The 18,433-nt window shown below is 38.4% G+C and carries 15 protein-coding genes; 12 read left to right on the top strand and 3 right to left on the bottom strand.

Annotation, left to right across the window (positions count from 1 at the left end; all coding sequences use genetic code 11):
• Entirely contained in the window at nt 1-330 is a 330-nt protein-coding gene (locus tag TY15_RS11475; protein WP_040207296.1) for a YolD-like family protein, read from the bottom strand.
• 344 nt (nt 331-674) lie between these two features.
• Entirely contained in the window at nt 675-866 is a 192-nt protein-coding gene (locus TY15_RS11480) for a hypothetical protein (protein ID WP_244440916.1), read from the bottom strand.
• Between the two features lie 421 nt (nt 867-1,287).
• Here TY15_RS11480 and TY15_RS11485 point away from each other — a divergent pair, with 421 nt between their 5' ends.
• Entirely contained in the window at nt 1,288-2,259 is a 972-nt protein-coding gene (locus tag TY15_RS11485) for an NAD(P)H-dependent flavin oxidoreductase (protein ID WP_179301819.1), read from the top strand.
• 29 nt (nt 2,260-2,288) lie between these two features.
• Here TY15_RS11485 and TY15_RS11490 read toward each other — a convergent pair whose 3' ends face one another.
• Entirely contained in the window at nt 2,289-3,293 is a 1,005-nt protein-coding gene (locus TY15_RS11490) for a DUF3231 family protein (RefSeq protein ID WP_040207297.1), read from the bottom strand.
• Nucleotides 3,294-3,352: 59 nt separating this feature from the next.
• Between TY15_RS11490 and TY15_RS24240 the strand changes: the two genes are divergently transcribed.
• The 11 genes from TY15_RS24240 (at nt 3,353) to TY15_RS11545 (ending at nt 18,351) form a co-directional block, all read left to right on the top strand.
• A complete protein-coding gene (locus TY15_RS24240; protein WP_157042259.1) occupies nt 3,353-3,529 on the top strand; it encodes a hypothetical protein in 177 nt (58 codons plus the stop codon).
• 60 nt (nt 3,530-3,589) lie between these two features.
• Nucleotides 3,590-4,444 (top strand): sensor domain-containing diguanylate cyclase, encoded by an 855-nt coding sequence (locus tag TY15_RS11495; protein WP_179301807.1) that lies wholly within the window; start codon nt 3,590-3,592, stop codon nt 4,442-4,444.
• A gap of 324 nt (nt 4,445-4,768) precedes the next feature.
• On the top strand, nt 4,769-5,059 hold the full coding sequence (locus TY15_RS11500) for a 3-hydroxyacyl-CoA dehydrogenase NAD-binding domain-containing protein (protein ID WP_040207298.1): 291 nt from the start codon (nt 4,769-4,771) through the stop codon (nt 5,057-5,059).
• Between the two features lie 533 nt (nt 5,060-5,592).
• On the top strand, nt 5,593-5,808 hold the full coding sequence (locus tag TY15_RS11505; RefSeq protein ID WP_040207299.1) for a hypothetical protein: 216 nt from the start codon (nt 5,593-5,595) through the stop codon (nt 5,806-5,808).
• Nucleotides 5,809-6,336: 528 nt separating this feature from the next.
• Nucleotides 6,337-6,990 carry a GntR family transcriptional regulator gene (locus tag TY15_RS11510; RefSeq protein ID WP_042374469.1) on the top strand — a complete coding sequence of 218 codons (654 nt, stop codon included), beginning with the start codon at nt 6,337-6,339 and terminating at the stop codon, nt 6,988-6,990.
• A 25-nt stretch (nt 6,991-7,015) separates the two neighbouring features.
• Nucleotides 7,016-8,368 (top strand): FAD-dependent oxidoreductase, encoded by a 1,353-nt coding sequence (locus TY15_RS11515; protein ID WP_042374470.1) that lies wholly within the window; start codon nt 7,016-7,018, stop codon nt 8,366-8,368.
• Between the two features lie 275 nt (nt 8,369-8,643).
• Entirely contained in the window at nt 8,644-10,356 is a 1,713-nt protein-coding gene (gene ilvD / locus TY15_RS11520; RefSeq protein ID WP_198138244.1) for a dihydroxy-acid dehydratase, read from the top strand.
• A gap of 24 nt (nt 10,357-10,380) precedes the next feature.
• On the top strand, nt 10,381-11,715 hold the full coding sequence (locus tag TY15_RS11525; RefSeq protein ID WP_040207302.1) for an MFS transporter: 1,335 nt from the start codon (nt 10,381-10,383) through the stop codon (nt 11,713-11,715).
• A 954-nt stretch (nt 11,716-12,669) separates the two neighbouring features.
• Entirely contained in the window at nt 12,670-13,455 is a 786-nt protein-coding gene (locus tag TY15_RS11535; protein ID WP_040207304.1) for a hypothetical protein, read from the top strand.
• 715 nt (nt 13,456-14,170) lie between these two features.
• A complete protein-coding gene (locus TY15_RS11540; protein WP_042374472.1) occupies nt 14,171-15,310 on the top strand; it encodes a response regulator in 1,140 nt (379 codons plus the stop codon).
• On the top strand, nt 15,307-18,351 hold the full coding sequence (locus tag TY15_RS11545; RefSeq protein WP_040207305.1) for a hybrid sensor histidine kinase/response regulator: 3,045 nt from the start codon (nt 15,307-15,309) through the stop codon (nt 18,349-18,351). The genes TY15_RS11540 and TY15_RS11545 overlap by 4 nt, the downstream gene beginning before the upstream one ends.
• Nucleotides 18,352-18,433: the final 82 nt, after the last annotated feature.

Consider the following 18,433-nt stretch of genomic DNA (forward strand, 5'->3'; position numbering starts at 1 on the left):
TCATTCTGGTTGGATGTTAACTAATTGGTGGAAGGGGATATGGTGAAATTCATCGCGTGAATCACGTATCACCATTTTGTTTTTTAAATGATCAATAAAATGCACAAATCCAGGTACCGTTTTTATAAATCCATTCTCATAAAATTTTAGTGTGACTTGCTTATTAAAGGCCATTGCCTCGCAAATAATAAGTTCAAACTCTTGGATAGCCTGTTCATCCAGTTCTGGCTGTTTTACTTTTTGTTCATCCACTAAAATTTCTTTCAGACTGTTTACGTGCTCGGGCAACATCATTGACGTCCATTTAATAGCTCCACGGTCTCTAATCATAAATGACATCTCCTTTTTACTTAGTATATGCGAACTTATGTTCGAATACAACTTAAAAACGAACAAATGTTTGTGTGAAATAATGGAAATGGAGCTGCTGGGCAAAAGTAGCAGCTCCTAGTATGAATGCCCAATCCAACAGCATAAAAAGGCATCCGAATCAGTCCATTCGGATGCTTTTGGTGGTAAGACTCTTTATGCCTCTCGTTTTTTCTGTGCTGTGGGTAATTGGAGTTCGTTTCAGATCCAAGTGTCATTTTCATAAATAAACGGAAAAATTTCGCTTAAATTGGGAAATACCCATATTTTCTTAAAAATAAGGGGAGTTTTAACGAGATGGTCAGTTATTTCGATTGAATTTTTTTCTTTTTCCACGGTTTTAGAAATGAAATAATAAAGATGAAACTGGTGACGATAACTTGAAAATAGACCGCAACTTGCCTTATCTCATGATTTTGAATGAAAACCGGATTACTTAAGGCTAATTCTTTTTGCGTTTCCAATAATTCCATATTTGCTACCATCAATTTGTCCACAACAAAGATTCCCACGATGGTTTGGATTATATAGAGAACAAATTTCACCCCCACCCATCGATGCTTAAAAAATCCCCAATTAGTGAAAAATCATTGAACGGTATTTTGGGAAGCTGAAATCCACTTTAATACGATAAATGTAATGGCAGTCCTTTTTCTGTTGCTTATCGGAATGGTTATTTTTGCAAATATGAAGTTTAAAATGTTTATATACCATTAATTTTATTATAGTACAAGATGTCTTTGTAGATTCCTAAGCCTATCAGACATACGATGAAATGAGCTTGGACCTTTTCTTTCGTCATTCTTGAACATTCTGTGACAGTTGCGAAATCATCACCTGATTTTAGTAGCAGGTATTATATTTGTCACTATTTGCTGAGCCCCCATCGCACAATAATGGAGAAGAAACAATTTGACGATGAAATGGGGTATTTTTTTGAAATTTCCACAATTAAAAATCGGTCATATGATGCCTAAGTTTCCCATCATGCAAGGTGGAATGGGCGTAGGTATTTCTTTAAGTGGGCTGGCATCAGCGGTTGCGAATGCCGGGGGGATTGGCATTATTTCTGGTACAGGAATTAGCATCGAAGAGTTACGATTGCATATAAGAAAGGCTAGGGCAGCGATCAAGGGTGAGGGCTATATTGGGGTAAATGTTCTTTTTGCCATGAATGATTTTGCGGAAAAAATGAAGGCAGCTATTGAGGAAAAGGTGGATTTCATTATTTCAGGTGCGGGAATATCAAGAGATATGTACAGTTGGGGCAAAGAATCTGGCACACCGGTCATCTCGATTGTGTCCACTGCCAGGCTAGCCAAAATGTCAGAGCGGCTCGGTGCTTCTGCCGTTGTCGTCGAGGGTAATGAAGCCGGTGGCCATTTAGGAACGGAAAGACCGTTGTTCGATATTTTACCGGAAGTCATCGAAGCCGTTAAGATTCCTGTCATTGCTGCTGGAGGGATCATGACAGGAGCGGATGTTGCTCGTGCCATTCGGCTCGGGGCTTCTGGTGTTCAGATGGGAACAAGATTTGTTGCCAGTCACGAGTGTGATGCCCCATTATCCTTCAAAGAAAAGTATGTCCATGCGAAGCAGGAAGATATCGTCATGGTGAAAACGACTGTAGGACTGGAAGGGCGTGCCATTAAGAACCACTTTACTGAGCTAATAGCTGACAATAAAAAGGTGAAAATAAAGAAATGTATTGATTGCCTGAAAAACTGCTCTTATCGCTTTTGTACGATGGATTCCTTGGTTACCTCCATGGATGGGGATTGCGAGAATGGTCTTGTATTTGCGGGAGCAAGAGTTCATGAAATTAACGAAATCCTACCCGTTCAGACGATCATTAATAACATCAAAACTGAATATGCGGCTTTTGTTTAATTTTAAAAGGTAGTTTTGTTAAGGCAAAACTACCTTTTATTTCTAAGTGATTCTCTATCAATGGATTGGGGCGGTTTTTCAAACCATCCATGATCAATTAAGAGTTTTGCCCCTTCCTCCGCAAAGGTACCTACTCTAAGAATATACCCTTCATAATTAACCGTTAAATCTTTTCGTAGTGAGGCTGCAATGGCAAATCCAAAATCTCCAATCCCAATAGCACTTTGTACATTAGCATGAAATAACATTAATTTATCGGAAAAAGGTGGGTCTGTGCTATTTGTAATGGTAGAATCCCATGTAGAGGGATAAGAATTATCATCCTCTTTTAGTTTTATCATAAAATCCTCAACCATTTTCTTTCCTAATTCATATCCATCTTTAAAGTAGTCACTCATTTTTTTGGACTGAGCGACTTGGCTAAATCCTAAAAGCATGGTTTTCGCGACATTTGCCACTTCGATATTAATGCCTAAATGGGCAATTTCTATTCCAAGGAGCGGTCGGCGATGACCTATTAGACCACCAATGAATTTTCTTTCTGTTACATACTCTACTTTATCAGGATAAGAAATATAAGGAGCACGGATAAAAATCCCTTTTTCCTGCATTAGTTCTGTATTACGGTCAAATAACGTTTCCGTTTGATTTGAAAACTGTTTAAATAAGGTACGGATATCTTTACGGGCAGAAACAGACTTAGCCAAACTGTATGAATTCAATCCCGTTCTACCCATATGAAGCAGGTACCGCATATAAGTTACATCCGAAAAAAGTTTTTTTGCTTGCAAGTTAACATCCTGGTCTCCAAATCCATTAGGGACAGGAATCCCTTCCTTTTTGAATAACTCGGATATTTGAGTTACATGATCAACAGAATAGCTAAGGGCGAGTTCGATAATAGGTAAAACATCCTGATCTTCGCAAGTTTGTAAAAAATGTTTTAGAACACATATCGACATGGTGTCACCAATATAGGTACTCCATAGCATCGAAATTTCAGCAGATGTTATTTTAGGTAAGTGTTCAACCATAATATTTCACCCCCAACACATATTTTTTTTATTATCCCCGTAATAGGGTGTTCTTACACATGGACCAGGGGGACGGTTCTCCCGGCTTTTTTAGAAATTTTTCTGATGGCTTGATTTCTCAGGACAATGAAGGAATTAGTTTCGATGTCACCACCAAAATGGTGCTGTTCATAACGTTGGAAGCAACTAAGATCTGGGGTCTGGCACCGCTAGTAACAGGTAAAAAATTCCTTTGATTTTTCGTATTATGAGGAAATATAATGATAGAATCAAATCTAATTCGGAGCATAGTTAACATGCATGTAATATCTAATATTCAAGAAATGTTTTTTAAAATTTCGGAAAAATCCCAAAACATCATCGCTTCTATTTCAGTCGATGGACTTTTCACCTATATTTCTCCAAATGTGCAAGCATTACTTGGTTATACTCCGGAAGAAGTGATTGGGAAACTCGCAGCTTCTTTCAATCATCCTGACTGCCATAAAAAATTCCTAGAGCATCGCAAAATGTTGTTTATCCATCAAGACACGGTGCTATTTATCGGTCGTGTTCGGCATAAAAATGGGGAATATCGGTGGTATGAGACTACAGCTCTGTATATCCGCGACGAATCTGGGGAAATTATTCAAACCATTACTGTAGGTCGAGATATTACAGAACGTAAAGAAGCAGAAGAGACAATTGCCCACCTGGCCTACCGCGATAGCTTAACTGATCTCCCAAACCGACGTATGTTTAACAGACATGTCAGTATACTTTTAGAAGAATCCAAACATGAGCTTCACGGGCTGATGCTACTGGATTTGGATGGGTTTAAATACGTCAACGACACCTTTGGGCACGACATTGGCGATCTGCTTCTTGTCGAAGTGGCCAACAGGTTGACACGCGCAGTTGGAGATAAAGGTATTGTGGCTCGTTGGGGCGGGGATGAGTTCACGATTTTTCAATCGAGAATAGAAAGCAGATCTGATTCTACGCTATTACTGGAGGAGATTAAGAATTTAATCGCCGAACCCATTGTCATTGAAGGCCATACCATTTTCATTACTGCCAGTATAGGTGCCGCATTTTCCCAAGAAGACGGAGACACGGTAGAGATGCTCATTAAAAATGCTGACGCCTCGATGTACCGTGCAAAAAAATAAGAAAAAGTCAGTTATGAAGTTGAGACCTGTTTTGTCTGCCCATAGGACGGTTCTAATGGTTAACCTTTATCTCATCAGAAGCCGTTAGAACCGTCCCTGTGGCCTTTTTTGTTGACGTCACTATTAAATCGCAATATTATGATAGTAAGAAAAGTTAAAAAATAGCGTTTGTAGGAAAGAGAAGCATCTTCTTAATGGTGGAATTACCCATTTCATAGAATTTAAGAATACCTAGCTTTTCCATTGCAAAATAAGGGCCTTTTTGTGTTCTTATTTTTAATGGGGGCTAGGTTTTTTAGTTTATTAGGCAAGGAGGAATGATTGGTGGAAGCGAAAAGGATTACCATCATTGGTGCCGGGACGATGGGCAGGGGAATTGCACAGCTGTTAGCTCAGTTTGATGTAACCGTTCACATTATTGAGCAAAATATCTCGGTGCTTTCGGCGGCTAAGGAAAAAATTCAAGAACAGTTTGCTGTCTATAAGGAATTTCATTTTATTACCGAGTTCGAAGGCAATCAGGCTCTTGGCCGTATTACTGTTTCGGATTGGCTGAATATTACTGTTTTGCAGAATGATTCCACGATAAAGCCACTGTTAAATCGTGACTTCTGAGTGCTTCCTCGCTCTGATAAGATGAAAGTAGCTGATGAATAGCCCCGTTCTCACTAGAATGGGGCTTATTATTTAATTGAGCGGATACTGCATCAATATGCTGAACTCAATCTGGATTACATGCCAGCATCAGAATACCTTCAATCTCAACTACCATACATCAAGTTTCTTTTTACCTAATAGTCGTCGGGGAGTACAACTCTTTGTAAAAAATGTAACGAAAATTTACGCTTTTCTGCCATAAAACATCTTTTTGGAAAAGGGAATATTTCTTTTGTTCAAAAGGAAATCATACTGAAATTTAGTAAAGTAATAGGACGATAAAAGGAATTTTTTTAATGAGTGTTTATCTTATGTTTGAGATTATTTTTGTGGTTGTGCTCTCGTTTTACTAATGGTGTACAAATTAAAGATGGAGATTATTACGGCGATCTTTTTTCTTGTTGGACGAACGGAACAGATTAGTGAAAGCAGAACTGGCTAAAATATTTATATAGATCGTATTAACGTCATTCGTAAATGGAGGCAAGATAATGGACTTTTTTGATTGGAAAATCGAACTGGCCGACGGTTTAAAACCGTATACAGATATTGAAAATAAACGAATGGCTATTCTTACAACTGTGGATGATGAAATTCATATGATTTTAGAATTCGACGAAAACAATCATTTAGTTATGCATCCAAGATGGAATATTAACATTATTCTCTTAGGTGAAAAACATTTGAAATTAACTACAAATTCATAACGATGCACTTAGTAAGATAAGGCCTGAGTTAAAACAAATTAATCGTTTGTGTAGTGTCGGTTCAAAGGGGAATGTGTGGAGGATTGTTGAATCCTGAGAATCGCATAGATTTCTGAGGAAATATTGTTCTTTTTGTATGGACGGGTTTACACTTTTCGCAAGAGTGAAAGACGGAAACTTCCTCTATTGCAGCGTTGGTAGAGATTTTAAACAATCGTTTAGTTAGTAGCAGTTTTGTCGAATAATAGAACAATCAGCCTCGTAGCATGCACTGACTATTAAATGAAAATGGTAAGCAAAAATTATAACCATCAGGTAATATTGAAAATTCTGAAACTTCGTAAAAATATACTTGATTTTGGAAGTGCTTTAGATTTATAATCACTAATATATTAGTTGTATATTAGAGGAACTCAAATCCTTTTGATAGCAAGTAGTTGATCTTAAATCCTTAGCGGTGATGCCAAATGGAATCAATGTTTGTGCTTGATTAAGTTTACTCAGAGTTAGGAAAGTGAGAGGAAGAAGATGAATTTAGCTGAAAAGGCTTATATAGAACTAGAAGAAATGATTATTACACTAAAGTTAAATCCAGGACAATTAATTTCAGAAAATGAAATAAGCCAAATGCTAGGAATTGGAAGGATGCCAGTAAGAGAGGCCATTAAACGTTTAGAAATGGCCCATCTTGTTAGAGTATTACCACACAGAGGGATTATGGTGACAGAAATAAAAACAGAGGAAATTTTTTTACAAATGGAACTTAGGAGGGTATTAGAAGCCTTAATCGTAAAAAGGGCTACAAAATTTTCTTTGCCAATTGAACGCACAAAATTTTTAAAATTGGCGGATGCCTATGAAACAGCAACAATTGAAAATGATGATATCAAAGCCGTAAGGATTGATGATGAATTTAATAAATTCCTTGCGAAATGTTCTCGTAATCCTTTTGCAGCGAATGCCTTAACACCCCTTCATGCACTCGCTAGAAGAATGTATTTTTTTCAATATAAGTTAAATATGGAGCTCACTAAAGAAATCAATGAGGGACATGTGAAGTTGATGAGAGCAGTTGCGTCCGGAGATGAAAGCATTGCACTTCAAGCCCTTGAAGATCTTTTGTTCTCGACAGAAAAACTATATGAAATTAATATCGATACCTGGTATTCAATGGGGAATTAGTTAAAACGTAGGGGAGAGGAACCTTTTGAACTGGAAACGAGATGTTGTTATAGGAAAAAGGCATGATTTGCCCGTATTTGCTGATGTAGATGTTTTAGTTGTCGGTGGTGGAGCTGCAGGAGTGGCCGCAGCAGAAACAGCGAGTCGGCACGGGCAGAACGTCATACTTATCGAAAAGTATGGATTTTGTGGCGGCGCAGCGGTTGCCGGGCTGTCGGGAACCATTTGTGGAATGTACTTATCAAGTGATCGTATGAAGCAACCAGAACAGGTTGTGTTTGGGTTTACAGAAAAATTCCGTTCTGAAATGGAACGACGTGGAGGAATTACTCCCCCTCTTAAATATGGAAAAACGTGGACTGTCACGCATGATCCACTTGTTTGGCGAGAAGTCGCTGAGGATTTTTTGTTAGAGAGCGGCGTGAATATTTTATATCATACCTCGCTGGTTGGGGTCTTAAAGGAGGATGAACAAATAAAAGGGGTCATTATTAATACCAAATCAGGAATGGCCGTGATTCATGCCAAAGTTGTAATTGATGCAAGTGGTGATGCTGATGTGATCTACCGGGCGGGATTTGCCTTTTCCATGGGAGATGAAGGGAGAATTCAAAACCCAACAATGATCTTTAGGGTTGGCGGTGTGAATGTGGAAACGTTCTTACGATATTGGGGGAATGATACCATTTGCTCTTCTGAAGTAACAAGTCTTATACATTCATTGAATAAATCTGGAAAGTATGATTTGCCTAGATCAAAGATTTGGGTGTTTAAAACATCGCGGCCTGGAGAACTTCTAGTCAATGCGACACGACTTCTTGGTCAAGATAAGCGGGAATTAAATGTCATCAATCCCATTGATCACACGGAGGCTGAGTATCTTGGCCGCAGGCAGGTCAGAGAATATGCACGCTTTTTGAAAGAGCATATAAGAGGATGTGAAAATCTCTTTGTCAATGACACAGGAGTCGAGGTAGGTATCAGGCAAACACGAACTGTGGAAGGGGTTGAAAAACTTACAAATGAAGACGTTTTATCGAAGCGGAAACGGGAGGATGGCATTGCTTGTTCTCCTTGGCCAATAGAACTCCATGCTGGTGAAAAACCGAGAGTAGAATGGTTGTTAGATGATTATTATGATGTACCATTTCAAACACTTATCCCTGAAAAAGGGGAAAATATCATTGTAGCAGGCAGGTGCCTTAGTGCTGAGCATGAAGCTTTGGCGTCTGCGCGAGTAACGGCCCAGTGTTTCGCTTATGGGCATGCAGCAGGAATTGCCGCGAGTGAATCCATTAAACAGAAGCAATCTCTTCGAAAAATAGATGGGAGGGAAATTCGGGAACTACTAAATAAAGATGGGGCTAGACTTCCATAAGGTATGAAATCATTTCTTCTTGGCAACTACAATCCTATCAGCCTACATCATGAATTAATCCCACAACGATTCTTTTAATGCGTTAGCACTTCTTTTCTTTACTTACACTAAGCAAAGAAATCTTTTAAACTAGTATCAATTAATTCTCTTCATTGGAAAAGTCTGTTTTAAATTATCTAAATTTTTGGTTAATTTTTCTGAAATTATAAAATTGGTAATCTCATTTTATTTCCAATTTACCAAAGTTGATTTACCTATTATAGGGAGGAATGTTCATGTACAGAAGTAATTTTGAAAAAGGTACCACACGATGGGCTGTTCGAAGAAGTCAATGGAGAAGCATGGGGATTAAGGAGGAGGATTTTGAAAAGCCAAAGATTGCGGTCATTAACACCTCATCTACGTTATCAAGCTGCTATATTCATTTGGATGAGGTATCGAGGGCAGTTCAGCAGGCGATCCGTGAGGCTGGGGGGCTGCCGTTTGAAGTTCGTACAGTGGCACCAAGTGATTTTGTTACCAGTGCTGGGAAGAAGGCCCGATATTTAATGCCCACAAGAGACTTAATTGTTAATGAAGTAGAAGTCATGATAGAGGGGGCTGTCTTAGATGGAATGGTCTGTCTATCTTCCTGTGACAAAACTACGCCTGCCCATTTAATGGCTGCCGCTAGATTAAATATTCCTAGTATCCTCTTAACCTGCGGGTATCAAATTGGCGGGTTATGCCATACAGGTGAGTTTGTAGATATTGATGATGTCTATGAATCGATTGGGGCAGTGGAGTGTGGCCATAAAACACTTGATGAGTTAACGGCCATGACGGAAGTAGCCATCCAAACACCGGGTGTTTGTGCAGGATTAGGTACTGCCAATTCCATGCATATTATTGCCGAAGCCATTGGTATGTCACTCCCAGGTAATTCTCCTGTCCTTGCGAATAGCAGAAAACTATATGAATATGCACAGAGGGCAGGGGAAAGGATTGTTGATCTTGTCAATGAGGATATTCGTCCTCGAGACATTATCACTGAAAAGGCAATTGAAAATGCGATTATGGTAACACTCGCTGTCGGAGGATCTGTGAATACCGTCCGTCATCTATCAGCTGTAGCAACAGAAGCGGAATTAAATATGGATGTTGTTGCAACATATGAGCGGTTATCAGATCATATACCACTACTCACGGCAGTGAGACCTAACGGGCCATACAGAACAGAAGATTTGGAAATGGCTGGTGGTACGAGGGCTGTTATGAAAAGACTGGAATCACACCTTCATCTGGACACCTTAACCAGTTCTGGAAAGTCAATTGAAGGGAATATTGAAAGCGCTGTCGTTAATGATGGAAATGTAATTCATTCGTTGAAGAAACCACATAGCCATAAGCCTGGGATTGCCATTTTACGGGGGAATCTAGCTCCAGAAGGTTCGATCGTGAAATTGTCAGCGGTCCCAGATGAGATTCAATTTTTCAGTGGGCCTGCTACTATTTTTGACGATGAGGATAAAGCAATTGCAGCACTTGGTAATGGTAGAATTCAAAATGGAGATGTTGTTGTTCTTCGGGGAATGGGTCCAGTCGGAGGACCTGGAACTGTTTTTGCTGCGAGCTTTGTAGCGGCATTGAATGGGGCAGGAAATGCACAGCATGTGGCCGTCATTACGGATGGAGAATTGTCTGGATTAAATCGGGGAATTGTTATTGGACAGTTGATGCCAGAAGCGGCAGCTGGTGGACCATTGGCTGTACTCCGACAAGGTGAACAAGTTACCATTGATTTAACCAAAAGGCAGATCTCATTTGAGGTAACAGAAGAGGAGCTTCAGAGCCGGCTTAAAAATTGGAAACCGATTCAAAGAGAACTTAAACCCAGTTGGTTATCACAATATGCACAATTAGTTCAACCTATTTCACAAGGGGCAGTTCTAGGAGAACGAACACCATTAAAGAACAAAGTCCCGATTCAGTCTTCAGAAAATAAATAATTCCGTTTCTAAAGGAGGAAAATTATGATAGCCAAAATGGGATATCGTTGGGTAATTGCTATTGTGTTGTTTGTGGCTTATAGTATCCAGTATCTTGATCGTGTAAAGACGAGCGTCTTAAATCCTTCCATTGCAGTGGATCTTGGATTATCCTCGGCTGATATTGGTACAGGTGCATTCTTAATGTTACTATTTTACGGCCCTAGCCAATATATCACTGGTATATTAACTGATAAATTCGGTGCCAAAAAAATCCTTATTTTTTCTGTCATTTCGTGGTCAGCTCTTACTGCCTTTATGGGATTCATTCAAACGAAGGAAGAATACTTCTGGAGGATGGCTATTTTCGGATTACTTGTAGGTACAGAGTTTGTTCCTTCCGCCCGTATTCTCATGAGATGGTTTAATAAAGAAGGAAGAGCAAGAGCACAGGCATTACTTTCTTGGGCATGGATTTTGACTCCAGCATGGGCCAGTATTTTTGCTACTCAAATTGCCGTCCATGCATCAGACTGGCGAATTGTATTCTTTATCACTGGAGCTATGGGAATTATACCATTGGTCATCATTCTCTGGTTTGTTTATGACCGGCCAGAACATTATAAAAAGATTTCAAAAGCAGAATTAGAGTATGCCTATCAGGATGAAATTGATGCTGGATTGGTCGATATTAATGATACCAAAACCCTTCAAAAGCAAATCATGAGCAAGAAAAACTTTACTTTCTTTGATCTATTTAAAAGTAAAACTTATGTTGCAATTGTTTTCGTTGACGTGGTTATGCAAATTGTCTTATATGGTGCTCTAACATGGATTCCACTTTATTTAGCAGATGTATTCGGATTTAAGTTGGCGACCATGGGTTATTGGAGTGCGATGTACTTTGCTGCAGGAGCCATTGGAAGTTTTGTTTCCTCCTATTTATCAGATAAGGTCTTTAGGGGAAATCGTCGTATTATGATTCTAACCTGCTTTATTGGTTTGACACCATTTATTTTATTACTTGCTACTCTAAATGAAGCCAATCATACGCTGCTCGCACTTGCTTTATGCGGTATGGGTTTCTTTGCCAACATGGCATGGGGTCCATTTTTGACAGTTCCGGCAGAGATTTTTACTCCTGAGGTATACGGGAAGGCGATGGGCTTTGTTAATGGTGTTGGCTATTTTGTGGCGGCATTCAGTGCCAAAATATTTGGAAGTTTAGTCGTTGTCCAAAATGGTGTAAAAGATTATAGTATGGGCTGGATCTTCATTACGGGTTGTACGGTTGTTGGTATCATTGCTTCCATCTTTATCAAGACATCAAAGCAAACGGAAGAGAGGAGCCAGGCCGTAAATATCCCCCCTGCAAATTAAAACCATGGGGACGGTTCCTCGGTATTTTAGAAGTTTTTTGGATGGCTGGATATCTCCCTCGGACCATTAAGGAATTAGTTTGGTTGACTGTTACTGCTAGTGCCTAAGTATTATTTAGTAAATATTACTGGCCTTCTAAAGTAGTGGTAAAGGCTGGGAGAGGCGATGATATATTAATTCAATTAACGCCAAAAAAGGTAAGAGCGATTTTGCTCTTACCTTTTTTGGTGGTTAATCAGGTGACGTGGCTTCTAGTACTCTAAGTAAACGATCCACAGAGGACACATCTTAATAGTCATGGCCAGTACATTGGACGATCATAATCGAATCTTTTCGGGCTGTGTATAATAATATGGAAAACCTCCCAAAAGTAAAACTGATTAGTAATTTTCTAACCTTAATTAAGCATACTGCCATTATATTAGTAAGTAGCGCAAAGTTCTTTCTCCTTGTTTTATTAATATAAATTCTATCCGTATCAGCTTTAATATCCTTGATCATTAATTTTTTTGCAGTAATTGTTTTTCCCTCATGCTGATCGGACCCTTCGGGCATAATTTCACCAGATTATGAGATTCATAGAGTGTCTTATAATAAAATTTTCAGAACGATAAGGGAAGGTTCTTCTGATTAACGCTCGTGCCGCGGTCCTGATTGTGTGCAATATTATTTCGAAAATTTCAAAGTTACCGGATTAAATAGATATATAGTTTACTATTATTTGAGATTAATGTAATAGGACAATTCGCTTATTGAATACCTATTTATAAAAATGAAATGGGTGGTTACGAATGAGCAAGCAGATGATGAGGATTAAACTATCCCAAATTAGACTAGAACCGGAGTTTCGATTAAGGGAAAAGGACTTAGGTTTAGAACTAAGCATTAATAAACAGGGGTTAAGGGTACCGTTAATTGTCGAGGAAGAAAGTAAAGGCTGTTATGTATTAGTTGATGGTTATCGGCGTTTTTTTTGCCCTTCAATTTTTAGGAAAGCTAAAAGCTGACTGTATTATTGAAAAGTTATCATCAGAAGATGAGAGAATTGTTAAGCGGCTGAGTATGGAATTACACACTAAAAGAAGAACTGCATATCAGTTAGAAAAGATGATAAATCACTTGTTAAAAACTGAAAAATATGATGTGAAGTCAATTGCAGGATTATGTAATGTAACAGAAAAGACATTAAACAAATATATACAAGGATTGGATGTAAATCTGGAATGGATAAGAAGAGGGGAAAAAACAGGTGCCGGCAGACATGCATTTACTGATATCCATAGTTTAAATCTAAGTGAGGAGGACAAAAATTTTATTGCTGATTTATATATTAATAGAAATATTAATAAAGCCATTATTGATGTCATAAAAAAGGCTGCAAAGGAAGAGGCATTTGAGGATATACCAGAGGAAAATATAAAAAAATGCTTGAGCCAAATAATTGATCACCAGTTGAAAGAATACGAACAAGTAAAAGAGATTTTATATAATAATAGTTTACAAGCTAATTATAATGAAAAAGCACATACATTTATGCATAATTTAGTATTAAACCTATTAAAAAGAATAGAAAAAAGTTTTAAAAATAAGTACTACGTGAATTATGTATCTATTAAGCAAAGAGATCAGCTAAATAAGTTACTTAGGAGTTTATTCATTTTATTGAATCCTCCTTTAAAATGGTCTGAGTTTCCAAAGAAAGATAAACTTAATAGGAATCCAGAAGATGAAACCGGTTAATTACTTAGAATATGGCGGTACTATGGGCTAAGACTGACTATTATTCAGAACACTTTAAATAAGTAAAAGTTATTGCAATAAAGTTGATGATAATGTTTGTTCGGAGGGTATAATTTCGTCCTGCGCTTCTTTCCTTTTTGGGAAGGAGGTGATAATCATGGAAACATTTCTTGAAATTGTCGAAAAGCCTAATGGAAATAATACGTGAAGTTAGAGCGCTATTTCTTTCGGAAAAACTTTCTAGAAAATAAGAAAATAACCCTAAGCTAAGGCAAAAGGCTGGACATATTACGAATTTATCCGTGAAATTCCTAGTTATGCAACGAAAAGCCCTTATCCGGAGATTGGATAAGGGCTTAAAAGAGGGATTTCGACAAGTTTTTTCCATCAAGGGGTGAAAAAGTGGAACTATAATGCCATTCAACCCATAACTAATTAAACGTTTGAATAGTATAGCCTATATCGAACTTGTTCGAATGAACGGGGGACAGGTCTTTTAAAAAAACAAAGTTAGCGATCTTGTTCTTTTCCAACAAAATTTTATTTACGAATTTTTTTAATGAGACTATAATAACAAGGCTAATGAAAGAACGGTTTGTTTTATATGTCTACTAAGGGGGAAATTCACTAGATTACATTAGTGATTCAAGGAAACAACTTTTTCGAAAAAATTCCAGTTTTCTATCATTTATGCCTGCTAAAGGGGAGATGTGAAGTGTTACGCGTGATGCTAATTGACGATGAAGAGGACGCACTTGATCTATTAGAAATATTATTACAACAGAACAAAAATGTAGCAGTTGTCGGACGTTTTACAGATCCGTTCCAAGCTTTACAGGCCATTGAAGGGACTGCGATTGATCTTGTTTTCCTTGATATTGATATGCCAGGCCTTAAGGGAACAGAGGTTGCCAGAAAAATGAAGTCCATCAACCCTCAATTAATGGTTGTATTTGTAACGGCTTATTCAGAATATGCCGTTGAAGCATTTGAAATTCAATCGAATGATTATTTACTAAAGCCGGTTACGCTGGAAAGATTGCAGCTATGTATTTCACGAATGGGGCCGAGTGCTTTAGAACAACACCAATCTCAGAATGAGATGGTCCAACCTCATATCCAGTGTATGGGAGGTTTTTTTCTCCATTTGCCTGGCGATCAGAAACGAACACTATCATGGAAAACAAAGAAAGAGAAAGAAGTATGTGCCTTTTTGATTCATCATCTTGATATGCCTGTCGATACAGATATTATGATTGAAGCCATTTGGCCCCAGCATGATTTGAAAAAGGCAAAAAGCTATTTATATACTTGTTTGTCCTACTTACGGAAAGATTTAAAAGAGTCTGGCCTTCAGGTGGAGATAAAGAAAATGGGCAAAGGATTTGTCCTTTCTGCAAATGGTTTAAAAAGTGATGAGCAAATGGTGAGAGAGAAATTACTGGAACTAAATTCAAATGTGGACTTTGATGAAACACTGTTTCAGCAAATAAATGACCTGTATAAAGGGGATTATCTGGAGGGCTCTGGTTATCAGTGGGGAGTCTCTAGACAAGTAGAGTTAAAGAATCTGTACATTCGTGCATTGATCCAGTGTTATGAATATTTCAAAACTCAAAATCTGTCGCTTGCAGAGGAATGTTTACAGTGTATAGTAACGATTATCCCTGATTCTGAAAAATATGGCCGGGAATTGATTCAGATATACCTAGAATCAGGCAGGCGGAATGCAGCCATTGCGGTATATAGGCAATTGGAGCAAACTGTAAATGATCTGGGCGTGGAATTAGAACTTGAAACGGTTCAGTTATGTAAGCAACTGAACTTAATATTACATTTAAAGAGGCATGTATGAAAAAAAAGATCCAATCCATTTCTATTACTTTCTTGATCTTCGTCTTGATTTGTTTTGTTCTGTACTTTGCTTTTACCTCGCAGACGAAACCAACTCCAAAAGCAATAAAAGGATATTTAAATCTTTCCACTTGGGATTTTTCTACAGACCAGTCTGTTCCGTTAAATGGAGAGTGGGAGTTCTACCCCAATCAGCTATTGTTCCAGGCTGATTTTGATTCAGATGGAAGTAAATTAAATCAGGATACGATCAAAGTGCCTGGGAAATTCAATCAAAAGATGAAGTCGTTGGGGGTGGCGACCTATCGCTTGCATGTTAAAATAACCGATTCAAATCAAGTGTATGGCTTGAAATTATCTTCGATTCAATTAGCCAATCGAATTGTGGTTAATGGTAAAACGATTGGAAAGAGTGGAAATCCAGCAAAAAGAGAGGAATATGAAGCAAGGAATAAGCCTTATACAAGCTATATCAATTTGCAGCAGGGCTGGAATGAAGTCATTGTTCAAGTGGCCAATTATGAATTACCCGGCAGCGGTGGAATAAATGGACCTATCTATCTTGGCAAAGCCAAGCAAATTTCTGCCTTAGATAATAAGGCACTCTCCCATGATTGGATTATCGTTATCTCCTTTCTGATTATGGGTCTATATTTTGTTGGGTTATATTCACAGCGTAAGGAAGACAGTTCCTTGATTATTTTTGGATTGGTCTGTATTTTTTCAGCGTTGTTTGCGGCAGCTAGTGGGGAGCGAGTAATCTTTGATATTTTCCCTCATCTGCCCTTTTGGTTACATTATCGGATACAGATTTTATCTTCGATTGGCACGGGAATGGGCTTGTTACTCTTTGTATATACGGCATTTCAGTCATATTGCTCACAGAGAACCATTCAGATGGGATTGATAGCCGGAACGATTATGGGGTTGTTGGCGCTCACTTTTCTTACTCATTTATATACAGGCATGTTTTTACCAATCACATCAGGATATATCACGTTTTCGTTATTGTATGTTACACATGTTTTCGTATTAGCAGCTCTCCATCGAATAGAGGGCAGTGTCTATCTCGCTGTTGCGGCGGTTGCTTTAATGGCATATGCACTCAATCAAACTGCTTATTCCAATTTTGCAGTGCCGGTTTATAAGGTGATTCCCTTTGAACCGTTCCTGTTTATATTAATGCTTGCGTTATTGATGTCCCTTAGATTTTCAAATGCCTTTCGAAAAATTAAAGAACTCTCTGTCCAACTTATAAAAGCAGATAAATTGAAGGATGAATTTCTTGCGAGAACCTCCCATGAGTTTAAGTCACCATTGCATGGGATTATGAATATATCAAGGTCGATGCTTGATGATTCGTCTCATTCGTTAAAAGATGAACATCGTGAAAGACTGCAATTGATTACCAATATGACAGACAGGCTTTCACAGTTAGTCTATGACATTTTAGATTTTTCAAAGCTAAAAGAAGGAGAATTGACCATCAACTTTGAACCGGTCGATGTCCGTACAACGATTGGTCTCAATTTGCAAATTTATTCTTTCCTGGCGACTGATCGAAATATTCAGTTGGAAAATCATGTGCCTGAGGATTTACCTTATGTGTTTGCGGATGAAAGCCGTATCGTTCAAATAATCAGCAACTTACTCGATAATGCCATTAAGCATACTGAAAATGGAGTTGTTAAAGTCCTGGCTGAAGTCCAACATGGAAAGATAGAGATTGCCGTTCGTGATACAGGAGTGGGAATGGAAGAGGAAGAGATTCCGCTTATTTTTGAACCGTTCCAAACGTTGGAGTCGCAGGCAACCCAGCGAGGTGTAGGACTGGGGTTAACTATTGTCAAGCAGCTTGTTGAACTACAAAACGGGGACATACGTGTGACATCCACAAAGGGCGAGGGGACAACTTTTACCATCACTCTTCCGATCGCAAAAATAGGGGACAAACCTAATAAAAAGTATCAGGACACTAGTAAAGCTGTAAAGCATCCGGAGTATTCCTTTCTAACTCCTTATTATTTGGAACAGCAAGGTAAATATACGGTTCTAATTGCGGATGATAATTTTTCTAATTTAAGGATATTGATGGATACCCTTGAATCCATTCATTGTAATGTCATTGCGGTCCAAAATGGTCACGAGGTGATGGAGCAGCTGAATAGACCACATTCGATTGACTTGGCTATACTGGATTTAATGATGCCGGGGATGTCTGGTTATGAGGTTTGCCAGGAGATTCGTACAAACTATTCATTAACAGAGTTTCCTGTTCTAATGGTAACAGCAGCCATTCAACCGAAGGATAAGGTGGCTGCATTTGAGGCGGGAGCGAATGACTTTTTACCAAAACCATTTGACCTGGACGAATTAAAGGCAAGGATTGGTAGTTTGCTAGCGATGAAGGAATCATTCAGCAAAGCCTTAAATTTAGAAGTAGCTTTCTTGCAGTCACAGATTAAACCGCATTTTCTTTATAACGCGTTGAACAGTATTGTTGCTTCAAGCTATACGGATGCGGAAAGATCGAGAAATTTAACGCTAAATCTCGCTGATTATTTACGGGGAAGTTTTCATTTTAATAATTTGCAAAAGCGAGTTCCGTTCAGCCAGGAATTAAATTTGATTCAATCCTATATTGAGATTGAAAAGGCTCGGTTCAGAGATCGTATTCGAGTCGAATACCACATTGATCCTGTAATGAACGATATTAAGATTCCTCCGCTTTTAATTCAACCGCTTGTTGAGAATGCCATCCGGCATGGGATTGGAAAGCAGCTTGAAGGAGGAACAGTGAAAATATCTGCTTATCGAGATGGGGGATATGTTCACATCGAAGTTGAGGATAATGGAGTAGGAATGACCGAGGTTTTTTTGGAAAGTTCAGGTAATGAAACGAACGAAAACAAAGGGGTAGGTCTCGAAAATATTAGGAGAAGAATGAAGGTTGAGTATGGATTGGGATTGGAAATTTATAGTGAGCAAGGCGTTGGGACAAAAGTAGCTGTGCGGATTCCTTGTGAGCCAGAGAAAAATTGATTAAATCAAAAGACCGAATTACTTGTCAAATTATGACAATATATTCGGTTTTTTTTAGGTTTTTTAAGGTTTTTTTAAGGTA

The sequence above is a fragment of the Neobacillus jeddahensis genome (genome assembly GCF_000612625.1).
GTDB lineage: Bacteria > Bacillota > Bacilli > Bacillales > Cytobacillaceae > Neobacillus > Neobacillus jeddahensis.

Coding starts and splice junctions, on each gene's coding strand:
- TY15_RS11475 (WP_040207296.1), bottom strand. CDS start 330: ATGATTAGAGACCGTGGAGCTATTAAATGGACGTCAATGATGTTGCCC.
- TY15_RS11485 (WP_179301819.1), top strand. CDS start 1,288: ATGAAATGGGGTATTTTTTTGAAATTTCCACAATTAAAAATCGGTCAT.
- TY15_RS11490 (WP_040207297.1), bottom strand. CDS start 3,293: ATGGTTGAACACTTACCTAAAATAACATCTGCTGAAATTTCGATGCTA.
- TY15_RS24240 (WP_157042259.1), top strand. CDS start 3,353: ATGGACCAGGGGGACGGTTCTCCCGGCTTTTTTAGAAATTTTTCTGAT.
- TY15_RS11495 (WP_179301807.1), top strand. CDS start 3,590: ATGCATGTAATATCTAATATTCAAGAAATGTTTTTTAAAATTTCGGAA.
- TY15_RS11505 (WP_040207299.1), top strand. CDS start 5,593: ATGGACTTTTTTGATTGGAAAATCGAACTGGCCGACGGTTTAAAACCG.
- TY15_RS11510 (WP_042374469.1), top strand. CDS start 6,337: ATGAATTTAGCTGAAAAGGCTTATATAGAACTAGAAGAAATGATTATT.
- ilvD (WP_198138244.1), top strand. CDS start 8,644: ATGTACAGAAGTAATTTTGAAAAAGGTACCACACGATGGGCTGTTCGA.
- TY15_RS11525 (WP_040207302.1), top strand. CDS start 10,381: ATGATAGCCAAAATGGGATATCGTTGGGTAATTGCTATTGTGTTGTTT.
- TY15_RS11535 (WP_040207304.1), top strand. CDS start 12,670: ATGGTTATCGGCGTTTTTTTTGCCCTTCAATTTTTAGGAAAGCTAAAA.
- TY15_RS11545 (WP_040207305.1), top strand. CDS start 15,307: ATGAAAAAAAAGATCCAATCCATTTCTATTACTTTCTTGATCTTCGTC.